Raw genomic sequence first — 24,527 nt, 5'->3', positions numbered from 1 at the left:
ATTTTTTGTTGGTTCGGGCACTTACAAAAACTGTTTGCGCTGACGGCGCGAATCAACCTGCCGGCGACCAGTGATTAGCCGTTACCACACCCGGTTAACCACCAACCCGCCATCGGTCAATTAAATTTTACGAACATTGATTTTCAATGTTTGGATACGGTAGGCAATCTGCCGTGGCGTCATACCCAATAGGCGAGCGGCGCGCGCTTGAACCCAACCGGCCTGCTCCAGCGCTGCCGTTACCCGCTCACGCTCATCCAGACTATCGTCTTTTAAATCAACGGCCGGCACCGCAGCGCGGTTGTTGGTTTCAAAGACGTTGGTTTCTGAGGTGGTGTTAAGCGATATCACATCCAGATCAATACAGCTGTCTTCACACATGACCGCAGCCCGCTCCAGGCAGTTCTCCAACTCGCGAACATTACCCGGCCAGTGATAACTCATTAATTTACGCACACCACCTTCGGTAATGCGCAATTCGCGACCCTGCTGCTTGGCAATTTTACCCACCAGGAACTCCGACAATTCGGGGATATCCTCCAGGCGCTCACGCAATGGCGGCAAATTGATGGGCATAACATTAAGACGGTAATAAAGATCCTCGCGGAACTTACCCTCTTCAATATCACTTTCCAAATTTCGGTTGGTCGCCGCAACAATTCGCACATTCACTTTAATGGTTTGGTTACCACCCACCCGCTCCAGTTCATTCTCCTGCAACACCCGTAGCAGTTTGGCCTGAAACATGGGTGAGATCTCACCAATTTCATCCAAAAAGAGAGTACCGCCGTCGGCCTGTTCGAAACGGCCCTGGCGCTGCTTAATCGCGCCGGTAAAGGCACCCTTTTCATGACCAAACAGCTCTGACTCAAGCAGGTTTTCCGGCAGCGCGGCGCAATTTAATTTCACAAAGGGTTTATTGGAGCGGGGTGAGTTGTAGTGAATGGAGCTGGCAATCAACTCCTTACCGGTACCGGACTCACCGCGAATCAGTACCGTGCTGTCCCACTTACCCACGCGCTTGATCTGCTCAAAAATTTTGCGCATGGGCTCGGAGCTGCCCACCACCATATTGTCGAAGCTGTACTTCACCCGCTTCTGACGCACGGCGTCGTCGCGACGCTCTACAGAGGTGTTACTGCCCGCGTCCTGAGTGCCACCGGCGTGAATATTGTGCGCTAACAGGTTGGCCACTGAAGAGAGAAAGCGGGTTAAATCCGACAAAAACTCCTGAGCTGGAAAATCGGGCTGAACCGCCAGCACGCCGATCACCTTGCCGTTGCCCTCTTTAATAGGCACACCAATAAAAGGCAGGGTGTAGTCGTAAATATCCAATTTATGCAGAAAGGTAGGAGCGCTTTCAACGCGGCCAAGCACAATGCTTTCACCACTGGAGAGCACTTTGCCCAATATACCTTCACCCGCTTTGTAGCGCACACTGCTCGCCTGCTTACGCAATTGAGGATCGGTCACATTGATGGCGTTAATGCGCAACTCACTTTGCTGATCATCACACAAGCCCACCAGACCCACAGCCAGACCCATCTCCTGATCCAACAAACTCAGAATCTCGGCGTGAGTCTTTTCGATCTCCTCATGGCGGCACAATACTCGAGAGATCTGGTAAACCACTTCCATCTCTTTCTCTAGCAACTTCTGTCGGCTGTCAAACATGGCGGTCATCTTTTCATCATGCAGGTTAAAGGCTTTCATTGCATGTCCCCCAGGACCGGAATCAATGAGAGTCGTGAGTTACAGGTAGATAAATAATCACTTTACAACCAGGCATACTGCTATCAGGCTGCCGATTATCGGTAAGCGACACCATCCCCGCATGCTCGTTGACAATTTCCTGAACCATCGATAAACCCATTCCGCGGCTACTGTTGTGGCCAACTTCTTTGGTGGTAAAGAATGGTTCAAAGACTTTAATCGCCAAATCTTCGGCTATACCGCTACCGGTATCCGCCACCTCCAGCACGACAAACTGATCTTCGTGCCGGCTGGTGATTTTAAGATCGCGAGACTCACCGCGATTGCGCTCCATGGCTTCAATGGCGTTTTCCACCAGCTGTTTAATCATGGTACGCAACTGATTTTCGGAACCGACAATGTGCGGCAGATGTGACTCGGGCTCCCAGCTGAACTCAACACCACTGGCGCTCATTTTCTGTGCCAAGATGGAGACCACTTCCCGAGTGAGCTGATTAATGTTGACCGGAACCTGTGCCGATTGCTGTTTTTCCGGCGCTTGTTTGGTGAGGATATCGAGTGCTTTTTGGCCTTCCGCCAAGGCGTTTCTCATCGCCTCCAGAACCGGGTCGGCATCAGCCTTGGCGCCAGCCCGCTTTTGCAACATGGAGACCGCCGCAGCAATCATATTGACCGGCTTTTCCAACTGGTGAATGGCACCGTTGTAGGTTTCGGTCATGCACTGAATAAATTCCTCTTCGGCCACCAACTCTTTCAGTGTGTGCAACCGGGCCTGATCCTGACGGCGGCGAATTTCGGTTATTTCGGTAAGCACCAACAGGGTGTAGTTGTGCGTGGCGCGATCAAAGAAGTAGTCAATGGAGTCATCTTTAATGGAGATGGAGGTACCGAAGCAGGAGAAGCAGCGCTGGCCAAAGCCCTGCATCTCAAACGATAGCTCGACACCGTTGACGTGAATACCGCCCTCTTTGTCGGGGGTAAAGCGCTCGCCCAGCTGCTTTTCCAGGGCGGCGAATATTTTATTAACCGGCTCCTCGCCCATATCGGAGGCCAACGCCTTGTAGCTGAGGTTGTCCATCAGGATTTCACCCTGATCATCCAGCACCACGGTGGCCGAAGGGCTGGCATTCACCACCGCCTCAATTAACGATTTATTGTTGACCACCTGGCTTTGCAGGCGGTGCACATCGGTAACGTCACGATGCATACCGAGATAGTTGGTCACCCGGCCGTTGTCGTCCATTACCGGCGCCACGGTCAGCTCGGCCAGGTAACGGGCATTATCTTTTTTGCGGTTTACCAGCACCCCCACCCAGGGCTTCTTCTGAAACAGGCGCCCCCACAGGGTTTCATAAACCAGCGAGGGGGTGGTGTGGTTGGAGAGGATTGACTCGTTTTTACCAATCACCTCGTCCGGGCCGTAGGCGGTCACCTGACTAAAGGCTTTGTTGGCGTAAAGAATATTGGCGTGAAGGTCGGTGATGGAGATGGCCACCGGACAACTCTCCACCGCCTTAAAGAAGACATCATCCGACAGATTGGTATTTCCCGGGTCGCCGGTTGGGCGGGTTTTACGCCCGCCTTTTACCTCTGTCAGTCGATTGGTGACCTGCAGTGTCGGCTTGTTGCTATTGCTCATAATCTACAGCTTCCGTAGAGCTTGATTGGGCCCAACACCTGACCAGTGGACCACCAGGCGTTGAGTCGTAAGGGGCGTTTACCCTTGGCCACTGTAAAACCGCAAGATCTATACCACGCGTGCAGACGCCAAAATCCGCGAGTTTGTGGCAAAAGCACGCTCGATTTGTAGCAAACGCTACAACGATTTTCGATTCGCCAATTTGACCTTTGTAGTAAAAGCGACACAAAGGGCGTTTTGTCGGAAAGCGAATCGACAGAGTGCGCCCCTGGCGTAACAAAGCATACAAGTGGGCTACAGGCGAGGTTGATCTAGATCAGATGGGCACTGTTTTTGATGGCCGGTGACCAGTGCGGGCAAGGGGCTGACCGCAGTGCCGCCAAGGCACCCCCGTCATGCCGTTAAGCCTTTGATTTATAGATATTATCTGATGTTATCCGCGATTGATTCAGGGCTTTTTCACGGGCTCGATGGCAGCGGCAGCCACAGCCAATAACGCCCAGACGAAGCCCGACGCCCCCGCCGTTATCTGCCCATTTCCGTGGCATACAAAATGCAATTTGCCCCATTAGGAGGTATCCCTACCGTGGAATTAGTCATCATCATCATTACCACCGTCCTGGTGAACAACGTTGTCCTGGTTCAGTTTCTGGGGCTGTGTCCGTTCATGGGGGTCTCCAACAACATCTCTACCGCCACCGGCATGGGCATGGCTACCACCTTTGTGCTGACCCTATCGGCCATGTGCGGTTGGATGATCGAACACTGGATATTAGAGCCCCTGGCGCTCACCTACCTGCGCACACTCTCCTTTATTTTGGTGGTGGCAGCGGTAGTGCAGTTTACCGAGCTCTATTTGAAGAAGACCAGCCAGGCCATGTACCAGAGCCTGGGTATTTTCCTGCCCCTGATCACCACCAACTGTGCGGTACTTGGGGTGGCACTACTGACCATTCGTGAAGGTTTCAGCTTTATCGAAAGCCTGGTGTACGGCTTCGGTGCGGCGGTGGGCTTTTCGGCGGTCATGATTATCTTCGCCGGCCTGCGCCAGCGCCTGGCCCTGGCGGAAGTTCCTGAAACCTTTTCCGGCGCCCCGGTGGGGCTGATAACCGCCGGCCTGCTCTCCATGATTTTTATGGGCTTTGCCGGCCTGGTTTAACAACACCTAACAATTAGGAGTTCATGCAATGATCGCCGCAATCGTCGTGCTGACAGCCATGGGTTTACTTTTAGGTTGGGGTCTGGGATACGCCAGCCGCATTTTTCATGTCGACAGCGACCCGCTGGTGGAAGAGGTGACGGCCATGATGCCCGGCACCCAATGTGGCCAGTGTGGCTATGCCGGTTGTACGCCAGCGGCTGAGGCCGTGGTACACGGCGAGGCTCCGGTCACCCTCTGCCCACCCGGCGGCAAGCCGCTGGCAGTGGCTCTGGCCGACAAGCTGGGAGTAGAAGTTAACTTGGACGGCATGAGCGATGTACCACTCTACGCCAAGATCGACCGCGAGCTCTGCACCGGTTGTATGCGCTGCTCCAAAGTTTGCCCGACCGACGCCATTGTCGGTGCCAACAAACAGATTCACGCAGTCATCCGCTCGGCCTGCACCGGCTGTGAAGCCTGCGACAACGCCTGTCCGGAAGATTGTATCGATATGCAACCAGATCCAATGACTCTGGATACCTGGAATTGGCCCAAGCCCAACGTGGCCTGATGGCCAGAAGTAACCTGGGGGAGTAACCATGTGGTTTTCAGCATTTCGTGGCGGCGTTCACCCCGACGGCTTTAAAGAGCTGTCGTCCCAGCTGCCCATTAAAACCCTGCCTTTACCGAAGGAGTTACGCGTCTCTCTGCGCCAACACGCGGGCAGCGAAGCAATTCCCGTGGTCAAGGCCGGGGAGCGAGTGCTGAAGGGCCAGCTCATTGGCCGCCCTGGTGAGGGTTTGTCGGCCGCGGTGCACGCACCCACCTCCGGCATAGTCACCGCCGTCGAAGAGGTACTGGCCGCGCACCCCTCGGGCATCCACTCCAAAGCGGTTGTTATTGAAGTCGACGGCAAGGACGAAGCCATCCCCACCGTCGCCACTCTCGACCCATTCACCATGGATCGCGCCGAACTGGCGCAACGGGTCTCTGAAGCCGGCATCGTCGGTATGGGTGGCGCCGCCTTTCCGGCGGCGGTTAAGCTCTCTGCCGCCACCCGCTCCAAAGACGGTATCGAGACCCTGATGATCAACGGTGGCGAGTGTGAGCCCTACCTCACCGCCGATGATCGCCTGATGCGCGAGCGCGCCGATCAGATCATCCTCGGTGCCCGGCTGATTCAATACATCATTAACGCCGGCCGCATTGCTATTGCCATTGAAGATAACAAGGGCGAAGCCATTGAGGCCATGCGCGCCGCCGCCAAGCCCTACAGCGATATTGAAGTAGTGGTGGTTCCCACCCGCTACCCCATGGGCTCGGCCAAACAGATGATCCAGGCGGTGACCGGAAAAGAGGTTCCCGCCGGCGGCCGCAGTTCCGATGTTGGCGTACTGATGCACAATGTCGCCACCGCTTACGCTATCGCCCAGTGCCTGACCCGCGGTGAGCCGCTGATTTCGCGCATTGTCACCATCTCCGGCGGTGCCGTTAAGCGGCCGCAAAATGTGGAGGCGCTGATCGGCACTCCCATATCGCACTTGGTTGAACAGTGCGGTGGCACCAGCGATACACCAGACCGAATTATTCTCGGCGGCCCAATGATGGGCGTGATTATGCCGAGCACCGATGTACCACTGAACAAGGGTTCAGCCGGCGTGCTGGCGCTCAACAAGCGCGAGGTCGCCGCACCCGCTGCCTCGCCCTGCATTCGCTGCGCCCGTTGTGTTGATGCCTGCCCCATGGGGCTGGTACCTCTGGAGATGGCCAACCACGCCCGCGCCCAGGATTTTGACGGCGCCAACGACTACGGCCTGAAAGATTGTATTTTGTGTGGCTCCTGCGCTTACGTCTGCCCCTCGCATATTCCCCTGGTGCACTATTTTCAGTACGCCAAAGGTGAACAGAGTGCTCAGAAGGCGACCGCCAAACGCTCCGACTACACCCGTGAGCTGTCCGACGCCAAACGCGAACGCAAAGAGAAGGAGGCAGCCGCCAAGGCAGCGGCCAAGGCCGCCAAGCGCAAGCCAAAACCCGCCAAAAAAGCGGTTGCCGAAGAGGAGGATGAATAGCCATGGCACTACTGACCATCTCCTCGCCCCACGCCCACGACCACTCCTCGGTCAGCCGGGTAATGCTGCACGTCTGTTTGGCGCTGGTGCCCGCCACCGCCCTGGGCTTCTACCTGTTTGGCCTGCCAGCCATTTTGATGTTTCTGCTTACCGTGGGCAGCGCCATCCTGTGGGAGAGTGTCTGCCTGAAGCTGATGGGCCGCTCGCAATCCCGTCTGTGGGATGGCTCGGCAATGCTGACTGGCTGGCTGCTTGCTTTGTCGCTGCCACCCTGGGCGCCCTGGTGGCTGGCCCTGGGCGGTACCTTTGTCGCTATTGTGATTGGTAAACAGCTCTACGGCGGACTGGGCCAGAACATCTTTAATCCCGCCATGCTGGCGCGGGTGGCACTACTGATCTCCTTCCCGCTGCAGATGACCACCTGGGCCCTGCCGCTCGACTCATTCACCGATGTCGGTATTGGCCAGAGTTTCTCGATTATCTTCGGCGGGGCGCCGTTGGCCGACGGCATGACCGGCGCCACCGCCCTGGGCCATCTGAAAACCGAGCTCAGCACCGGCGCCGATGCCCAGCAGGTGCTGGCCGAGAGCTTCTCCGCCAGCCGGGCTATTCTCGGCACCACCGGCGGCAGCCTGGGCGAGACCTCCGCACTATTACTGCTGCTGGGTGGCGCCTGGCTGCTGATTATGCGCATTATCAGCTGGCACATACCGGTAAGCATGATGGCCAGCGTGGTGATCATGGCGGCAATATTCCACTGGATTGACCCCAGCCGTTACGGCGGTGGTATTTTTCACCTGCTCTCCGGGGGCATGGTGTTGGGCGCTTTCTTCATCGCCACCGACCTGGTGACCTCGCCCTCCAGTAAGAGCGGCCAGTTGGTGTTTGGCGCCGGCTGCGGCATTGTCGATTTTATTATTCGTACCTGGGGCGGTTTCCCGGAAGGCATGGGCTTTGCCGTGCTCTTCATGAACGCGCTCACACCACTGATCGACCTCTACTTTAAACCGCGGGTGTATGGCCGCCGCATTGATGGCACCCCCAAACGCTACGCCAAGGAGTAGAGCCCAGTGAGTACCACAACTGTTCGACAACCGGCTTATCGCCAACGGCTCGGCTACCACTCCATGGTGCTGGGCGGCATCTGCGCGATTGTGGCGACGCTGATTATTATCGGTAACCACGCCACCCATGAGCGCATCGCCCACGAGTTGGAGATGGACCAGCGCAAGATGCTAAGCCAGGTTCTGCCCGCTGAGCTCTACAACAACAATCTGTTGCAAGACACCAAAACCCTCGGCAGCGGCGACAACGCCACCACCGTTTATGTCGCTCGCTTGGATGGCCAAGCGGTGGGCTTCGCTTTCCCGGTGGTGGGTTACGGCTACAGCGGTGCCATCCAGCTGATTATGGGCGTAAACAGCCAGGGAGAGATTCTCGGAGTACGGGTGATCAGCCATGCCGAAACCCCAGGCCTGGGTGACAAAATTGACATCAGCAAAGACAACTGGATCACCAGCTTTAACAACCAATCACTAACCACCAAAACAGATAGTCAGTGGAAAGTTAAAAAGGATGGTGGTGATTTCGACCAGTTCACTGGTGCCACCATCACCCCCAGAGCGGTTGTCGGTGCCGTCTATGAAGGGCTGCGCTTCTTCCAGAGCAACAAAGATACCTTAATGGCCACCGACGACCCAGTCGCCAGCGCTGCTGCCACTAGCGAGGAGTAAAGACTATGGCTGAAGCTGCCAACGAGCCAAACGCCAAACCCGCCAAAGTTTACGGCCCCCTGTTCAGCGAGGGCTTGTGGAACAACAACGTGGCCATGAGCCAGATGCTGGCACTCTGCCCGTTGCTGGCCGTTACCACCTCGGCCACTAATGGCTTTGGTATGGGTATGGCCACTCTGGTGGTAATGATTGCCTCCAACCTGGTGAGCTCTATTTTCCGCGACTTCACCACGCCACAGGTGCGCATCCCCACCTTCATCGTCTTAATTGCTTCGATTGTGACCATGGTTGATATGTGGATTAACGCCTGGCTGCACGAGCTCTACAAAGTGCTTGGCCTGTTTATCCCCCTGATTGTTACCAACTGCGCCATCCTTGGCCGAGTGGAAGCCTTTGCCTCCAAAAACAGCCCCCTGCCCTCCATTGTCGATGGCCTGGCCATGGGTCTCGGTTTCCTCTGGGTGCTGGTGGTGGTTGGCGGCTTCCGTGAAGTTTTGGGTAGTGGCACCCTCTTCGCCCACGCCTCACTGCTGTTTGGCGATAGTTTCCACTGGATGGAACTGACCATCATTCCGGAATACAAAGGCATTTTACTGTTAGTGCTACCCCCGGGCGGCTTTCTGGTATTGGGCTTTTTACTGGCCGCCAAGCGGGTGATAGATCGAGTTGTTGCCGAGCGCACCAGCCAAAAAGCTGCGGTGGCTGATTCAGTGTTGGAGGGTTCATCATGAAAGTGAGCGTGGCATTTGCTAATGAGCATGCCCAGGTGTGGCGAACTTACGATGTCGCCGAGGGCACTACCGTGGAAGATGTATTAAACCAATCCGGTTTAATTAGCGACTTTGGTCTGGATGTTAAAAAACAGAAGGTCGGTATCTTCGGTAAATTCACCAAACTCACCGCACCGGTCAGCGAGGGCGATCGCATTGAAATCTACGATCCAATCACCCGCGTGCTGGATGAAGACGACGATGACGACGACGATTAAAGGTCGCTGTCCGTTCTCCACTCACGGCTGATGACAGCCAGCAACCATCCGCTGCCGACAGTAGGCAATTGCAAGGGTGATTGGACATTTCCCAGTAGCCCAGTAAAACCGCTGAGCGAATGAGCCTGTGTTAGCGCTAACGCAGGCTCTCTTTTACACTCTCAAACCCCGCTTCTGCGCCCTTGTGCGCGGCTTTAATTCCATCCGAAAAAACGCCACTGCAGTCGCGTATCACCAACAAAGTTGCAAACCTGGAAAATTTCACTTCCCTCCGCTGCCACAATGGGCAAAATGGTCTCTGCCTTGGAGATCTATCCCCGTCCAATAACCCATAAAAATATGTCTATGAGTAAATCGATTTTAGTGGTGGGTGCCGGCGCCCTGGGTATGACCACCGCCTACCATCTGCAACTGGCCGGCGCCCGTATTGAATTCCTGGTTCGTCCCAACCGTGTGCAGGCGCTCTCCCGCCCACAAAAACTCTACAGTTATGGTGACCACAGCCTGAAAACACTCGATAACTTTGCCGTGCACAGCGACTGTTCCGCCATTGCCGGTGGTAATTACGACTTTGTGTTACTGACGCTCGATGGCGCGGCCTGTAGAACCGATGAGGGCCAACAGCTGCTCAGCACCTTGGGCGTGATGCTGGCCAACAGCCGGGCGGTGCTAGTGATTTGTGGCGTTGGTATGGGTTTGTATCACTATGTGCAGACGGTCACCGGATTGAGCAGCAAACGAATCCTGGAAGGCACCATGAGTATCTACGCCTATCAGGTTGGCCGTGCGCAGATGCCGCTACCACCGCCTACCAACATCGACCTGCACAATGAAGCCGATATCGCCTATTGCTGCCAGTCCGCAGAGCGGGGATTTATGGTTACCAGCCAGCCCGCCGGCCCCTCCAAGGCTTTTACGGAGCTGTTTAATCAGTGTGGCGCTACCCGCTGCGCCCGCATGCCGACCGGGCTCTATCGGGCTTTTACCAGCGCATTCTTCACCTTTACCGCCGCCTGTGAAATAACTGACTGGCACAGTACCGACCGCATCCTCAATGACGCGGAGTTGTGGCCCCTCTGCTGCCAGGCACAGCGCGAGATATTGCGCATGAAGCAGCACGGCCTGCTGGGTAGGATTATCTCCTGGGTAATGACCAACAAACGCCAGGCCGAAACTGTGCGGCAGATGGAGCGCGACGGCCAGGCCATCGGTTTTATGGAATTCAACCACTTCCACCACGGCGGCAAGGTGCAGAATCAGGATATCCAAACCCTGGTCGATTGCGCCCGCATCGGCGAGCAACAGGGGCAAAATATGCGCGCCTGCAAGGCTTTGATCAGCCGTCTGAAGGATAAAGGGCTAACCGTTTAGTACCTGCAGCAAACCATTCATCATAGGGTCGTTGGGCCGAAACTATCGGCCCCCGCCCTCACCTTGCTCTCCCCCCCAACACAAAACCCCATGCCTCATGGGCACATTCGGGTTTGTAAGCGCTTACATCCAATAATAGTGCAGAGGTGTAATACACTCACCTACTTTAGATAGATCAAATATCTAGTAAAACTATATTTACCATTTCGACAACTTTAGTTTACTATTAATTCATGGTCGCCAATATGAAGATTGAACCGCAAGAGGTACAGATGGCCGGCTACCAGGGGTTGATCCCCCGGTTGATGGTGCTGACTCACTATGTGCAAAAGCACACCTTGGAGTTGTTGGCCGAGGGCGGCAAGTACCCAAAGCTGAGCCTGGCCTACGAGGGTTTTATGACCCACCTGGCCGAGCGCGATCACTCGCCCAGCGAGTTGGCCGCCAAACTGGATATCAGCAAGCAGGCGTGCAACAAGACCCTGCGCGAACTGGAGAACATCGGGTTTATCCGCCGCGAGAAAAACCCGGACGACAGCCGCTCAGTAATTTTGTCGCCGTCGGAATTGGGTTTGCAGCTGATTCAGGATGGTATTGAGATCACCAATGGGATTCATCAGCAGTTTGCCGATGCCCTGGGTGGCAACCAGCTGGAGCAGTTCAACACCATATTGGAAAAGGTATGCCAGCGCTTACAGATTGCCCTGCCGGCGCTGAACAATTTAGGTGACGAGGCCCACTCAACACCAACCCGGTTAAATGTGTTGCTGCCCCATTTAAGTATTTATCTGCGGCAAACATTGATGACCTCGCTGCAAGCGAAGGGCTTTACCGGGTTGAAGTCGAGCTTTGGCCAGGTACTGGGGATGATCAGTCGCGAGGCGCAGCGCATCCAGTACATCGCCTCCATCCTGGGGGTTAGTAAGCAGGCCGTGGCGGCCATGGCCGCCGATCTGGAAGAGTCCGGTTACATCACCCGCCGGACAGACCCAGAGGATAAACGGCAGATTATTTTACAGGTGAACGACGCGGGCAAAGCCCTGTTGGCCGCCGCACTGGCCAGCGTGAAAGCGCTGGAGGCAGAAATTGCCAGTCAGTTGAGTGAACAAGAATTTAAATTGCTCGATAGTGCCAGTAACACACTGTTTGCCCAGGTGGCCAACAGCTACAGCGACACCAATGTTTTACGCAGCAAGATCGAACAACTGTCAGAGATGATTTTGGCAGAACTCGGGACAACCGGAGCCAACGCCTTGGCTCAACATTTATTACAAATAACCAGAGGGAAGTAATTATGGATACCTCAATATTCTCTGCGGAAAATTATCAGTGGCAACTCTCACTGATCACCTTGGTTACGGTATTGTTGGTACCGTTCCTGGCGCAGTTCATCATTAAGTTGGTACCCACTTTTAAACGCACCGCAAAGATTAACCACGAGGCCTATGAGCAACGGCAAACACTCAGCTACTGGAAGCCGATTGTAAACCGCAGCAAAATTTGGGGTATTGCCGCACAACTCTCCATCTTTGCCTTTATTCTGCCCTTCTGCATGACGGCCGAGGCGCAACCCTGGTGGAAGTACCCGCTGGATATCTTCATCATTTTGATGTTCTACGATTTTTTCTACTACTTGGTACACCGCTTCCTGTTTCACGATGGCGGTTTCGGCCCAGGACCTTTGATGTGGGTACACGCGGTTCACCACCAGCGCCGTAACCCCTGCCGGGAAGACTCCGCCTACCTGCACCCGATTGAGACCTGTGCCGGGCTCTACCTCTACGGTGCCAGCATCGGTGTACTGGCCATGATTATGGGCGACTTTAACGTGATCACCATTATCATTACCTGGATTGCCTTCTCTGAAATTAACCTGCACAACCACGATTTAATGGAAGAGAAAGAGCAAAAGTTCCCATTCAAATACCTGAAGTACATGTCCTTCATGCACCATGTACACCATGCCCGCTTCACTGCCGGTAACTTTGCCACCATTTCGCTCTTCTACGATTGGTTGTTTGGTACCTACGATGTGGGTGAAGGTTGGAAACGACCCAACGACAAAAAAGCCGTTGAGCCTAAAGCTAGTTAGTATTAATTTTAACTGTGGCCCCGAAGGAGACTTCGGGGCTTTTTTTTTGCCTTTTTTACGCCCGCCCAGCTCGCATCACGCGAAAGCTCAAACAATAATTCCGCCGGTACGGTTTCGGACTACACAAATATAGCGGCCATTTTTATAAGCCCAGGCTTGCCCGCATCACCAAGGTAATCATGCTGCAGCTCCACAACGCTGTCCTAGCGCGGTAAAGCCGGCAGCAGCCGCTCCAACTTTTTGATCGCCTCACGGAAATAGTTCTGCAGCTGCATAGCGGCTGGCGACAGCGTGCGCTTTTGCAGGGAGACAATCACAATGTCGAAGACAACTGGTAGGGTTTTGTCACTGAAGGTTAACGGCACCAGGCTGCCCTGCCGTAGCTCATCGAGCACGGCCAGGCTGGAGGTGGGCCAGACGGCATCGGTTTGACGGGTAATGGTGGCGAGCAACGCGTAGTCATTCACCACCAGTTTGGGGGGAAACTCCAACTGCGATGTGAGGGCGGCCGGGAAACTCTGATAACTGGGAATGGGCGCCACCGATACCACAGGAAACGGCCCCACATTAACCTCACCACTGAGCAACGGATGACCACGACGCACGCTAAAGGAAAGCGGAAAACGACCCAAGGGCTGCATCTTCACTGGCGTATTGTTGGGGAACTGCTCTTCAGCACAGAGAAAGAACTCCAGCTTCTCCTGCAACAGCAACGGTAACAGCTCCTGGGCGCTTTTAATTTCCACCTGCCAGCGCAGTCGGCTGCTGTCGGCAATGGTGCCCACCGCCAACTCCGGCAGCAGCGTTTTCGCGGGCAGCGGCGCCATTCCGAAGTGCACCTCGTAATCCTCTCCCCCCGCCATACGCTGCACCTGCTGCGAGAAATCATCCGCATCCTGCAGCAGTTGTATGGCCCGCTCGACGAACACTTTACCCACGGCGGTAAGCCGTACGCCACCCTTGTCGCGATCAAACAGCTTGAGGTCAGCGCGCTGCTCCGTGGCCTGGATACTGCGCGTCAGCGCCGATTGCGTCAGATTCAGCGCCTGTGCCGCCCGGGTGTAGTTGAGGGTCTTGGCCAAGCCGACCACATGCCGCAAAGCACGCAGATCTATATGCGTAGAACTCATTAATTTAACCAACATAATGCATTGGATGAATTCTAACCAGCTCACTAGAGTAAGCACAACCTCAAATAAGATAACGAAGGAGTAGCCAGCGATGGTGCATCAAGGTTGGGTTATGGCCATTTTACTAACGGTACTCCTGGCCGAGTGGCTGGCGGGCCGCCATAAAGGGTTGTATGGCAAGAACGATTACTTGGTCAACGGCCTGTGCGCACTGCTGGGCTTTACCATACGCCCGCTCCTGGCGCTCTCGGTCGCGCTCTTTATCGGCGCCGTGGTGCCCGTTGCCCAAGGCAGTTTTAGTGACTGGCCCTTCTGGCCATCGCTGATTGCTATTCTGGTTCTGGCTGATTTCTGCATGTATTGGCTGCACCGCTGGTCGCACATCAATCGCCAGAACCCCGTGTTCAACTGGATCTGGAAGCTACACCGTACCCACCACACCGCCAAGTACGTTAATGTACTGCTCCATTTTCGCATCAATCTGTTTTGGGGGATGGTCACCCCAGTGACCTGGGTACATAGCCTGGCGTTCTATCTCGGGCTGCAGGAGCCGGCTATCGTCAGCATTTTGATCTTCTCGATTTGGGGTATTTTTACCCACAGCCACTTCCGTTGGGACGACACCCTGCGCCGCCACCAGTGGCTGGGTAAACCCTTCCGCGCGCTGGAACACATCATTGTTTCGCCCGGCATCCACCACACCCACCACGGCTACGGCCGCGATGGTAAACACTACCGTAATTTTGGCCTTGTGCTATCGGTATTTGACTGGCTTTTCGGCAGCCTGCACATTCCCGAGGGGCGGCCACAGAACTACGGCCTGGCGGAGCGCCGGCCCCATTGGGCGGAAGAGGTTTTCTACCCGGTCTACCAGGAGAAATTTAGCCGCTACCTGGCTACGGCTAAAGATAGTGCTTAGAGCCAACCTAACGGTGTGCCGAGCCACCAGATCTAGCCGCGACACACACCGTCAAACCACTAAGCAGAGCAGGTTAAAAAGGTAATACAGGAAATAGGTTAGCAATAGCTTACGGGCGTAAAACCCAACCACCATCGGCGTGCAGTACTTGGCCCGTAATCCAATCGCCGGCAGAAGAGCACAACAACAGCAACGGGCCGACTAATTCGTCTGGCGCACCGCGTACACGCATAGCAACACTCGCCTGCAAAAATTGGAAAAATGGGGAATCATCAGGCACCAGTTGCTTGCCGGCGTCGCTGGTGACATTGCCCGGGGCTATGGCATTGACATTGATTTTCTCGCGGCCTAACTGCCGTGCCAAGGTAGTGGTTAAACCCACCAATGCAAGCTTGCTAATGCCGTAAAGAGAGACTGCCGGGAAGGCACCGCCAGAGGTTTGGTTAACAATCTTGCCGCCACCACGTTTGCGCATCAGCGGGACTACCGCCTGTACACAGTTGAGAGCACCGGTCAGGTTTACTTCCAGGATACGGTTCCATTCTGTCAGACTCACATCCACCGCCTGCGCAGAAGTAAGCTCTGCCATCAATGCCGCGTTGTTGACGAGAATATCCACCCCACCAAACTCTGCTTCGGCCTTGGCGGCCATGGCGCGTACAGCATTTTGATCGGTAATATCCACCGCTACAGCAATGGCACTACCACCGGTGGCAGTAATCTCATCGCACACCGCCTGCGCCCCCTCTTGGTTAAGATCGGCTACTACCACTGCAGCGCCAGCTTCGGCTAAACCCAACGCATAGGCACGGCCAATGCTGTTACCCCGACCACCGGCGCCAGTCACTATGGCGACCTTATCGTGCAGTTGGAATTGTTCAATGGAAAAGGTCATGCTCGTCTCCTCACGCGCCGCAATGCGGGTGGCGTGTTGAATTAACGTGTTATTGGGGTTTATTGATCCAGTGCCCTATCAAGGAAATCCTGGGCAGTATTTTTCAGCACGGTAAAATCGCGGGAATGCATTAGCGCGTCCCCCAATAGGCGTACATCCTTTGCCAACAATTGAGCCCCATGAAGAAAATCGCTGGGCTGGTTCATACGGGCGCGCACGTCAAAAGCGAAACTACGGCCACTGCTAACTGCGACCAATTGTTTGAAGGCGGCGCTTTCAACACCCAATGCTTCGGCGGCGGCCAAGGCGTGATCGGCCAAAGCCAGGTTGGCGGCCATCAATGAATTGTTCACCAGCTTAGCCAACTGCCCGGCACCGACGCCACCCAGGTGGGCAATCAGGCCAGCAAAGGTCTCCAACACCGGCTTTACGGCGGCTACGGAGTCAGCATCGCCACCCAGCATGACCGTTAAGGTGCCATTGGCCGCACCACCACCGCCGCCACTGACCGGCGCATCCAACACAGCTATGTCCAAGTTCTTGGCCCGCTCGGCCAGGTCTCGACACAACTGAGGATGAACGGTGGAGTGAATAACGATGGTGCCGCCCGGCGCCATGCCCTGCAACAACTGCCGAACCACCTGTTCCACACCGGCGTCATCAACCACACACACGGCGCAGTAACTTACCTGCTCGGCCAACTCCACTATTGTTGACGCCCGAGTAGCAGAGCTGTCAGCAAACGGTGCCAAAGTCTCCGGCCGACGAGCCCAAAGTACCACTTCTAAGCCGGCGTCGATCATACGCTGAGCCATAGGCGCCCCTTGGCTGCCCAGGCCAATGAATCCGTATTTCACCTCCACCCCCTATCCGGCCGTAATGCCTTTATCGATGGTGACGCAGGCGCCGTGATAACCGCTGGCGGCATCTGAAGCAAGAAAAGCAATTAAGTTGGCGACATCGTCCACTTCCACCATACCGCGCAAAGGTTTAAAGCGCGCCATGAGGCCAGGATCCAAATCTTTGGGCATAGAGGCAAAACTGGAGACGATGTTGGTCATCATGCCACCCGGGGCGACGGTGTTAATGCGCAAAGGCTTGTGCATATACTCCATGGCCATGGCTTTGGTTAGGTTTACCAAACCGGCCTTGGTGGCGCAGTAACCTGCAGCGTATGCCTCCCCGATAAAAGCCGCGGATGAGGAGACGTTGACAATGGCACCAGCTTGCTCAAGTAAATGTGGAATCGCCGCCTGGGAGAGAAAGAATGGAGCACTGAGGTTAACCGCCAGCGTCTTTTGCCACTGCTCTTCTGACATCGCCTCGGAGTGGTTAAAAAAGATCACTCCGGCAACATTACACAGAGCATCCAAGCGACCAAATGTCTCTATCGTTTCGGCAACCACTGCCATACAAGCGGATTTTGTTGATAAATCGACGCTGCAAGGCAAACATCTCACCTGCTCAGCCCGAACCAGTTCGGCGGTCTCCTCCAACCCGGCCGGATTGATATCGACTACACAGACATCGGCTCCCACCTTGGCCAAGGCCACGGCTGTCGCACGCCCCAAGCCACCGGCCGCGCCAGTTACCAGTGCGGCTTTACCGCTCATATCACTTGCTTGATTCATTCTCTTTCTCCAGCGCTGTACCATCCCAAAAGAGACCGGCCTTAATTTTTTTTGCCATATCCATCACCACCCCTTGTACAAAGGAAGCACGGGGCCAACCGCTATGTATGGCGTACTGCAACACAAATTCATTCATCTCCTCATAGCTGGCATTGCCGCTTGCCATGGCGCCGTAGACATGGGTGCGGATGGGCACATCGGCGGAGGAATCAGCCACCCCAACCAGGGTTACCCAGCGCCGTGCGCGCTGATCCAGCCCCGGCCGACACCAAGCTTCGCCAAACACAAAATTGAGAATGCCACCTTCAAAATAGGGGCTAACCGGTGGCGGGCCGCCAAAGGTCATCACATTGTTAAATTCAGCGGCGCCCTCAGCCAGACGCTGTTGGGGATTCCAGTTACCGTCCCGCAGGGGTTTAAACTCTTCCGCCGGTAGCCCCAGCTCTGCGGCCACCCGGGTGATGGCTTCATCCAAAGCGGCACCCTTCGACCACCCCCCATAAATCGCCAAGTGCAAAGCCGCCTCGCGCAACTCAACTAAACTCAGCTGCTCCTGCGCAAGGGCGCCACGCATATAACCGTCAAGTTGTTCAGCACTGGCGCCGTTTGCCGCCGCACTGCTGGCGGCAATGAGATAACGTGCACGCAGATCTAGCCCCGGCCGGGTCCAAACCTCGGCAAAGATGTAATCGCTCCAGGAGGATTCAAACAGAGTGGTGGCCGCTTTGGGAGCTTGGCCTAACAGCTTCTCCTGTTGTCGCAGGCCCCGCTGCTGGCGTTCTTGAGCGTTGTGTAAGGTCATGGTTTAACTCCGTTTACGCTAGGTTCATCCACACGCTTTTCACCTGCAAGAATTCCAGCAGACCTTGCTCCCCGCCCAGGCGGCCGTAGCCGCTCTGTTTGTAACCCCCAAAAGGAGCATAGGGCTGCATGCCGCCTCCCGCGGTGTTGACCTGTACAGTGCCGGCCTGCATCTGGGCCGCCACCGTGTGGGCGCGACGCAGATTCTGGCTATGAATGTAGGCACCAAGGCCATAGTCCGTGCCATTGGCAATAGCAATGGCCTCGTCTTCGTCGTCAAATGGGGTGATAGCCAGTACCGGTCCAAACACCTCGTGTTGGGACAATGCACTGTTTGGATCAACATCGGCAAACAGGGTGAGCGGCATATAGAAACCATCAGCGAAATCGCCACCGGCGCGCTCCCCACCACACACCAGACGTGCTCCTTCAGCTTGAGCGCGGGCAACAATTCCCTCGATTCGCGCCAAAGATTGAGCGCTGATCAGCGGGCCCATGACAGTGGTAGGGAGCAAAGGATCGCCCAGAGAAATATGCCCGGCCATCACCTGGGCCATGGCAATAAATTGATCGTAGATACTTCTTTGCACCAACACCCGAGTGCCGTTTACACAGCCCTGGCCACTGACACTGACCGCACCACTGAGTCCAAGCTTAGCGGCTTCCTGTAGGTTGGCGTCGTCAAATACCAACACCGCCGATTTACCGCCTAGCTCCAAACCACACGGCTTTAATGTTTGGGCTGCTGTTTGCAGCACGCGCTTGGCAGTGTTACCACTGCCCACAAACTGCACCTTATCGACCCCGGAACTGGCCACGATAGCCTCACCGACATCGGCCCCGCCGCAGACCATATTGACCACCCCAGGCGGGAAGCCCACTTCGGCAAACAGTTGCGCCAAGCGCATAACCGAGAAGGGGGCCAGCTCAGGGGCTTTAATAACCACACAATTACCGGCGGCCAGGGCCGGGGCCAATACCATTGCCGCAGCAAACAGGGGGCCGTTCCAGGGAATGATCGCGCCCACCACACCATAGGGTTCGTAATTGACGTAACTGTGTGCCGGGCCATTCCAAGCATCCAGGGTTTCACCACGAATTTTATCGGCCCAGCCGGCGTAGTAGCGGAAACGCTGGGCCATTACTCCCGGCGTGTAAGCCGCCATCATGGCGGGGTAGCCGTTGCCCAGGGTATCCAGAGCCGCCAGCTCAGCGGCAGTGGCCTCAATGGCATCCGCCAGCTTTAACAATAGGTCGCGTCGAATCTCACTGGAACCGGCGCGCCATCCGGGGAGAGCAGCGCGCGCAGCGGCTACAGCGGCTTCCACGTCAGCCACCCCTGCCAATTGCAACTCGGTGGTGACCTTGCCATTGGCGGGGTAGATATGCGCCCAACCAGAGCCACCACCGCGCTCTAATCGAGTATCGCCAACAATGGCGGTGTAACGGGGAATAATTGAGGTATCCGGCAGGTTGAAGCCCATCTACGAGATCTCCAGGGTGACGCCCGGCTCCCGAAATTGCACTGACAGGAACCATTGCGTTGTTATGAATTTATACACAATGCGAGTTGACGAATAATAATGTGCATATAATTAACCTGTAAAGTCATTTTATTAATATTATTTCGCCATAAAAACAAATTAATATGCATATATTTAATTGGTCATCGCAACTTATGCCACAGCCAGGTTGCTGCTAAACTGGCCACGGCAATGGGCAATAAGTGGAAATAGGTATTTGTGAAACAGGGCAAACAGACCAAACGCATCTTGGTACGCGACTCAGCCGAGGCCTTGCGCCGACTGATATTGGCAGCGGAACCAGATACCTACTTGGGCTCACTAAACGAGGTCGCTGAACGCTTGGGTGTGGGTATTGTGACTGTGCAACAGGCGGCACGAATTCTTGAGCACGAGGGGCTTTTAGCGGTAAAACGTGGTCCTGGTGGCGGCTACTATGGCGCCCGTCCAGATGACTCCGCACTGGAGCGGGCCTTCGCCACCTATCTCAGATTGCACGAAATCAGTCACCGGGATGTCTTCGAGCTGACGGTGCTACTGGACTGTGAAATTATCAAAGCAGCAGCCACAGAAGCTGGTGCACCACATCAAGCAACCATGGACGAACTGCTCGATCAGCTACAGAGATGCAGCAGTGCCGATGATGTCATTCAGTTTGAATTGGACTTTAGAAACAGTCTGTTGCAAGCAGTAAAGCGGCCGCTGTTAGAGCTACTCTCCCGAATTGCCATGCAGCTCTACCAGAGCGACGCCGATCCAAACCAATTTGTTAATCAAATCAATCTGGATACCTGGCGCCAAGGTCGCCGGCGGATATTACAGGCCGTTATTCAACAGGATACCGAGCTCGCCTATTTTGAGGCTCAGCGGTTCCAGACACTGATTCAGTCATGGATTAATCGCACACCATAACGTTGCATCCATTCACTTTAAACCGTCATCTCAGTAGTCGTCATTTTTCCCAACCCACGTTGCGAATGCCGATACCGAGAAGTAACGCTTTTCTAAAAGCATTGCAATGATTGTTCGAAAGGAAGGCATTTCTGATCTGTTGCGAACACCACAGCTCACACTATGAGTAAAGCCGATTAAATTAAGAGTGCGAACGCAGAACTTAAGCGGGCGGCATTTAGGAAATACCCACTTTAAGGGCAAACTACATTTAGATATTGAAGCGGAAGATTGCCAAGAGGAGGTCGTGTCAGCAATCTCGCCATTAAAGCTGATAGCGGAAGAACGTGTTAAATCGCAACCATGGTCTTATTAACCATGGTTGCGCCACCCCCAATCGAGCTATTCGGGAGTATCCTTGCCGCGGCTTTTTGAACTCTCCACACACCGAAGTTATGGCCTGCGGGACGATCAAACGCTCTTCATCGCCGCCATCACCTCCGCCAACCGTTTTACCGCATTTTCCGATTCCGATGGATCCAGGCTCGCCACTGGATTGCCAAAATCCCCCTCACCCGCCGACTGCACCAAAATGCCGTCGCGCCGTGGATACGCGGAAACTTTTTTATCCCAGTAACGAATGCCATAACCCAATTCCGGCTGAGGAATTAATTTACAGGTCTGGCCGCGCACCGGTGTAATGGTGTCGTCATTTAAGAGGTCTTTGGCACCATAGCCGGTACAGTTGATGATGGTCTTTTCATCAAACTTGGCAAAGTCATCGGCCGACTGCAGCTCCGCGGTGATAATTTCGCCCCCGTTTTGGGTAAAGGTCTCGATCAACAGGCGGGAGTAGGCGCTGATGTTGAACATCAACAGCGGACTGCGGCGCACAAACGGCACCGGGAAGGGATTCTGCTTGGAGGGAATATCCACCGCTTGAGGCGTGAGATCGGCAATCAGCTCTTTGGAAAAGTGGGGATATTCCGGCTCGCCATCGGCACCATGATGCCCCACTGCATCGAAGGGATCATCCGACAAGTTGTAAATTTGCGTCCACTCCACCGGCAAACCAGGCAAGCCCAACAAGCTTTGAAATCTACGGAAGGAGGTACGCGCCATACGCTCCCAGGTTTCAGCAAAAGGGGCGGCATTGGCTTGGGTGACAATGCGCGAATCCGGCGACCAGATACCGGTGGCAAAGGAAGAACGCACGTAGGGTGGGCGCTCCTTAGCGTAGATTTTTACGTCCATGCCGGCGCGTTGCGCGGCAATGGCCGCGGTTAAACCGATGGCACCACAGCCGACAACAGCGATCTGCTTTTCACCGGTAGCGGCAGCCATCTGCTGGGCAAGCTCGGCCGAGCCCCAGGAGAGCGACCAGCCGCTACCACCGTGGCCGTAATTATGCACCACCGACTTGCTGCCCAGTTTTTCCAGCTCCAAACGCGGACCCAATGCTCTAAAAGGGCGCGTACACACATTGGTGGCGATAATCCGATCGACCCGGGCATCGATAGCAGTCAGTGGCGGCACGCTGACCGACATGGGATTAACATAGCCCAGCGGGTCGGCCACAGCCGACTGCCGGCCATAGGGATTAGTGGCACTACAGCCCACGGTTAATGCGGTTAGCAGGCCCGCGGAACCCTGTAAAAAACGACGTCTATGCATTACCTCTCCTCATCGACCACTTTCAACTTGCGAGCCGACAATCTTGTGCGCGAAGATTACCGGCAGAAAAATCCTGGGCAATTAAGCAAAAGCGTGGCCAGTTTTAAATTAATGCAGACTTAAGTCGTAGTGGCTGTGGGGAATATTGACGGAGAAATATGCATGCGCACACTGGGTAATATTTTGTGGCACATTCCCTTTTTGGGTTTCGTGAATGCACTGCTGGTGCTGTTGTTAGGCCTGTTGTTAATTCTTACGGTGGTGGCCGCACCCATCGGTTTTGGCTTGGTGGAGTTCGGCAAATTTTTGCTGTGGCCGTTTGGTAACACCATGGTGAGCCAAAGGGAGTTGGATGACGATCTAAACCCGGTATGGCAGGCCTATTCGACGCTGATTATGATTCTCTATTTTCCCATTGGCCTGCTGCTCACAATTTTTGCCATCATTGAAGCGGTCGGCCTGATCTGCTCAATTATTGGTATTCCGGTGGCCCTGGTAATTATTAAATCGCTCAGCACCTACCTCAACCCGGTCAATAAAATCTGCGTCCCGGCAGAAGTAGCAGAGGAGCTGCAGTACCGTAAAGCGAGGGAGTATATCAACCGCCGCTAACCTTTCAGGCCTTGGCCAACAGTTAGAGCCGGCAACGAGTGACAATTGCTGGCGGCAATGGTGTCCGGCCCAGTCTGTTTACAAGCGGCCTGCAAATCAGCAATAAATTGATCAACCACACCATTCTTATTCCGGCCCGGCCACTGGGCCAACGCCGCCAGCAAGCGCTGCAGTCGAACATAATTGCGGCCGGTGAAGACATCGCTAGCTTTTGGCAGCTCGGCCAGCAACCCCGCCAATGCTCCATTAATCTGGGCTACCTCCTCGGGCTCTAAATCGATGGCGTTGTTGATGTAATTCACTCCCCACTGAAAGCGCGTGGCCGGCCCCTGTGCTGTGGCATAGGCCTTTTGATACCACTCAACTGCCGCGTGCTTATTGCCCAACGCCACCTCAATACCGGCCAGTCCACTCATGAAATAGTAGGGCTCGGCGGATTTATCCAGCTCCGCTAACAGCAATGAGCGGGCAGCCTCATAGCGCTTGGCGGCCTTTAACAACTGGTAGGCTTTGTTGATCACCGCCTGGCGGGCACTGCCCCGGGTGTGTTGATCGGCGGCGTCGATATCGGCCAGTAATTCGGCCTCCACCGCCTCCGGCAGTGCCTCGGCCTCTGGGTGAATCATCCAGAAGAGATAGAGCTCGGAGTACCAGGTGGCCAGCTGCTCGGCGGTGACGATAGCGGGGTCGTGACGAAATGGCCGCAACGCCATCTGCCACAGATCAACCAGCCGCTCGCGTTCCGCACCCGGTTCGGTAACTAGCGTCACCAGCTCTTCCGACCAGTAGGAGAAGAGATCGAGATTGTTGCGCACCTCGCCCGTATCGGCCAGTAACCCACTCAGCTGCTGATAGGCCAACGCCCGCTCCTCAGCCGACAGTGATTGCTCCTCCATATAACGAAAGATCAATGCGGTGAGCTGCAGGCGATGGCCAGCCATAGTGTTACCGGCCTGCAGGGCACTGGCCGCCAGCTGCGCCAGCTCAGCACTGGTAATGTCATCCTGCAGGTGCAGATTCTCCTGCCACCAGGAGTAGTAAGCGATCTGGTTGTAGTCGGCGGCACGCAAGCGCTCGGGCTCTGACAGCGCCCAGACAATCAGCGACTCTATCGAACGCAGATTGGCCAGGCTGCTGCCCAACACCTCGGTGTAGCGCGCCAGATTGATACCGCCGGGAATACGGGTCACCTCTTCACCGGCCGGGTTAAAAACAATCATGGTCGGGTAGCCGCGCACCCCAAAGCGCTCCCCCCAGGTTTGCGCCGATTCGGTGTCGCCATCCAGGTAGACAGGCACAAACAGTTTACTGAGGGCAATAAATTCCGGGCTGATGAACACCGTCTGTTTGATCTCTTCACAGGGCGGGCACCAGACCGCACCCCAGTAGAGAAAGAGTGGTTTGTTGGCGGCCTTGGCCTCGGCAAAGGCCGCCTTGGTACTGCCTGGGTACCAGGCAATGGCCTGCGTGCTGCTGGGATGCTCCTGGCCCGCCATGCTCTCTGCCTGGGTAGCCGCAGCTACTCCGCCCGCCAGCCAACAGCACAGGACAAACACAATAACCGCCACCCGGGCGCAGCGCCCCTTTTGGCAGCCTGCCTGGGGAGAAAGAAGCCGGGCCACGAATGGCGGAGAGAGTGAAGGTGAAACGGTATCAATCAATGGCATAGCTCGAGCCAGAATTTGTGGGCAGAAAAATTAGG

Annotated in this window: 23 protein-coding genes; 13 read left to right on the top strand and 10 right to left on the bottom strand. The window is 55.4% G+C overall.

Annotated elements, in window-relative coordinates:
• Nucleotides 1-120 precede the first annotated feature (120 nt).
• Nucleotides 121-1,713 (bottom strand): nif-specific transcriptional activator NifA, encoded by a 1,593-nt coding sequence (gene nifA / locus SBL51_RS21640; protein WP_317933263.1) that lies wholly within the window; start codon nucleotides 1,711-1,713, stop codon nucleotides 121-123.
• Nucleotides 1,714-1,735: 22 nt separating this feature from the next.
• Entirely contained in the window at nucleotides 1,736-3,352 is a 1,617-nt protein-coding gene (gene nifL, locus SBL51_RS21635; protein ID WP_317933262.1) for a nitrogen fixation negative regulator NifL, read from the bottom strand.
• Between the two features lie 586 nt (nucleotides 3,353-3,938).
• Here nifL and rsxA point away from each other — a divergent pair.
• The 10 genes from rsxA (at nucleotide 3,939) to SBL51_RS21585 (ending at nucleotide 12,749) form a co-directional block, all read left to right on the top strand.
• On the top strand, nucleotides 3,939-4,511 hold the full coding sequence (rsxA, locus tag SBL51_RS21630) for an electron transport complex subunit RsxA (RefSeq protein WP_317933261.1): 573 nt from the start codon (nucleotides 3,939-3,941) through the stop codon (nucleotides 4,509-4,511).
• 28 nt (nucleotides 4,512-4,539) lie between these two features.
• Nucleotides 4,540-5,064: an RnfABCDGE type electron transport complex subunit B gene (locus SBL51_RS21625; RefSeq protein ID WP_317933260.1), complete on the top strand. Its 525-nt coding sequence runs from the start codon at nucleotides 4,540-4,542 to the stop codon at nucleotides 5,062-5,064.
• A 28-nt stretch (nucleotides 5,065-5,092) separates the two neighbouring features.
• Nucleotides 5,093-6,565 (top strand): electron transport complex subunit RsxC, encoded by a 1,473-nt coding sequence (gene rsxC, locus SBL51_RS21620; protein ID WP_317933259.1) that lies wholly within the window; start codon nucleotides 5,093-5,095, stop codon nucleotides 6,563-6,565.
• Nucleotides 6,566-6,567: 2 nt separating this feature from the next.
• Complete coding sequence (locus tag SBL51_RS21615) at nucleotides 6,568-7,629, top strand: RnfABCDGE type electron transport complex subunit D (RefSeq protein WP_317933258.1); 1,062 nt, start codon at nucleotides 6,568-6,570, stop codon at nucleotides 7,627-7,629.
• 6 nt (nucleotides 7,630-7,635) lie between these two features.
• Nucleotides 7,636-8,298 (top strand): electron transport complex subunit RsxG, encoded by a 663-nt coding sequence (rsxG, locus tag SBL51_RS21610; RefSeq protein ID WP_317933257.1) that lies wholly within the window; start codon nucleotides 7,636-7,638, stop codon nucleotides 8,296-8,298.
• 5 nt (nucleotides 8,299-8,303) lie between these two features.
• Nucleotides 8,304-9,029: an electron transport complex subunit E gene (locus SBL51_RS21605; protein ID WP_317933256.1), complete on the top strand. Its 726-nt coding sequence runs from the start codon at nucleotides 8,304-8,306 to the stop codon at nucleotides 9,027-9,029.
• The gene (locus SBL51_RS21600; RefSeq protein ID WP_317933255.1) at nucleotides 9,026-9,286 is read left to right on the top strand and encodes an RnfH family protein; all 261 of its coding nucleotides are present in this window, start codon (nucleotides 9,026-9,028) and stop codon (nucleotides 9,284-9,286) included. Before SBL51_RS21605 ends, SBL51_RS21600 begins: the two co-directional genes overlap by 4 nt.
• Before the next feature lie 345 nt (nucleotides 9,287-9,631).
• A complete protein-coding gene (locus tag SBL51_RS21595) occupies nucleotides 9,632-10,657 on the top strand; it encodes a ketopantoate reductase family protein (RefSeq protein WP_317933254.1) in 1,026 nt (341 codons plus the stop codon).
• Between the two features lie 245 nt (nucleotides 10,658-10,902).
• Complete coding sequence (locus SBL51_RS21590) at nucleotides 10,903-11,949, top strand: MarR family winged helix-turn-helix transcriptional regulator (protein WP_317933253.1); 1,047 nt, start codon at nucleotides 10,903-10,905, stop codon at nucleotides 11,947-11,949.
• A 2-nt stretch (nucleotides 11,950-11,951) separates the two neighbouring features.
• Nucleotides 11,952-12,749: a sterol desaturase family protein gene (locus tag SBL51_RS21585; protein ID WP_317933252.1), complete on the top strand. Its 798-nt coding sequence runs from the start codon at nucleotides 11,952-11,954 to the stop codon at nucleotides 12,747-12,749.
• Nucleotides 12,750-12,952: 203 nt separating this feature from the next.
• Here SBL51_RS21585 and SBL51_RS21580 read toward each other — a convergent pair whose 3' ends face one another.
• Entirely contained in the window at nucleotides 12,953-13,879 is a 927-nt protein-coding gene (locus SBL51_RS21580) for a LysR family transcriptional regulator (protein ID WP_317933251.1), read from the bottom strand.
• Nucleotides 13,880-13,991: 112 nt separating this feature from the next.
• Between SBL51_RS21580 and SBL51_RS21575 the strand changes: the two genes are divergently transcribed.
• On the top strand, nucleotides 13,992-14,798 hold the full coding sequence (locus SBL51_RS21575; RefSeq protein WP_317933250.1) for a sterol desaturase family protein: 807 nt from the start codon (nucleotides 13,992-13,994) through the stop codon (nucleotides 14,796-14,798).
• Nucleotides 14,799-14,907: 109 nt separating this feature from the next.
• Here the strand turns inward: SBL51_RS21575 and SBL51_RS21570 are convergent, their stop codons facing one another.
• From SBL51_RS21570 to SBL51_RS21550, 5 genes are read right to left on the bottom strand one after another with little or no spacing between them, the layout of a single operon-like run.
• Nucleotides 14,908-15,693, bottom strand: a complete 786-nt coding sequence (locus SBL51_RS21570; RefSeq protein WP_317933249.1) for an SDR family oxidoreductase — start codon at nucleotides 15,691-15,693, stop codon at nucleotides 14,908-14,910.
• A 59-nt stretch (nucleotides 15,694-15,752) separates the two neighbouring features.
• Nucleotides 15,753-16,550, bottom strand: a complete 798-nt coding sequence (locus SBL51_RS21565) for an NAD(P)-dependent oxidoreductase (RefSeq protein WP_317933248.1) — start codon at nucleotides 16,548-16,550, stop codon at nucleotides 15,753-15,755.
• Between the two features lie 9 nt (nucleotides 16,551-16,559).
• The gene (locus SBL51_RS21560) at nucleotides 16,560-17,324 is read right to left on the bottom strand and encodes an SDR family oxidoreductase (protein WP_317933247.1); all 765 of its coding nucleotides are present in this window, start codon (nucleotides 17,322-17,324) and stop codon (nucleotides 16,560-16,562) included.
• Nucleotides 17,308-18,126, bottom strand: coding sequence for a carboxymuconolactone decarboxylase family protein (locus tag SBL51_RS21555; RefSeq protein WP_317933246.1), 819 nt, complete (start codon nucleotides 18,124-18,126; stop codon nucleotides 17,308-17,310). Before SBL51_RS21555 ends, SBL51_RS21560 begins: the two co-directional genes overlap by 17 nt.
• A 13-nt stretch (nucleotides 18,127-18,139) precedes the next feature.
• Nucleotides 18,140-19,609 (bottom strand): aldehyde dehydrogenase family protein, encoded by a 1,470-nt coding sequence (locus SBL51_RS21550; protein ID WP_317933245.1) that lies wholly within the window; start codon nucleotides 19,607-19,609, stop codon nucleotides 18,140-18,142.
• Between the two features lie 258 nt (nucleotides 19,610-19,867).
• On the opposite strand from SBL51_RS21550, the gene SBL51_RS21545 reads away from it, so the two are divergent.
• On the top strand, nucleotides 19,868-20,560 hold the full coding sequence (locus SBL51_RS21545) for a FadR/GntR family transcriptional regulator (protein ID WP_317933244.1): 693 nt from the start codon (nucleotides 19,868-19,870) through the stop codon (nucleotides 20,558-20,560).
• Between the two features lie 450 nt (nucleotides 20,561-21,010).
• Here the strand turns inward: SBL51_RS21545 and SBL51_RS21540 are convergent, their stop codons facing one another.
• A complete protein-coding gene (locus tag SBL51_RS21540; protein ID WP_317933243.1) occupies nucleotides 21,011-22,213 on the bottom strand; it encodes an FAD-dependent oxidoreductase in 1,203 nt (400 codons plus the stop codon).
• 162 nt (nucleotides 22,214-22,375) lie between these two features.
• Between SBL51_RS21540 and SBL51_RS21535 the strand changes: the two genes are divergently transcribed.
• Nucleotides 22,376-22,825 (top strand): YccF domain-containing protein, encoded by a 450-nt coding sequence (locus SBL51_RS21535; RefSeq protein WP_317933242.1) that lies wholly within the window; start codon nucleotides 22,376-22,378, stop codon nucleotides 22,823-22,825.
• Here SBL51_RS21535 and SBL51_RS21530 read toward each other — a convergent pair.
• Nucleotides 22,822-24,492 (bottom strand): thioredoxin family protein, encoded by a 1,671-nt coding sequence (locus tag SBL51_RS21530; protein ID WP_317933241.1) that lies wholly within the window; start codon nucleotides 24,490-24,492, stop codon nucleotides 22,822-22,824. The two genes, SBL51_RS21535 and SBL51_RS21530, sit on opposite strands and share 4 nt — an antisense overlap.
• Between the last annotated feature and the right edge of the window lie 35 nt (nucleotides 24,493-24,527).

Origin of the sequence: Halioxenophilus sp. WMMB6 (assembly GCF_033283405.1) — a bacterium.
GTDB lineage: Bacteria > Pseudomonadota > Gammaproteobacteria > Pseudomonadales > Cellvibrionaceae > Halioxenophilus.
This window is presented reverse-complemented; position numbering and strand designations above follow the sequence as displayed.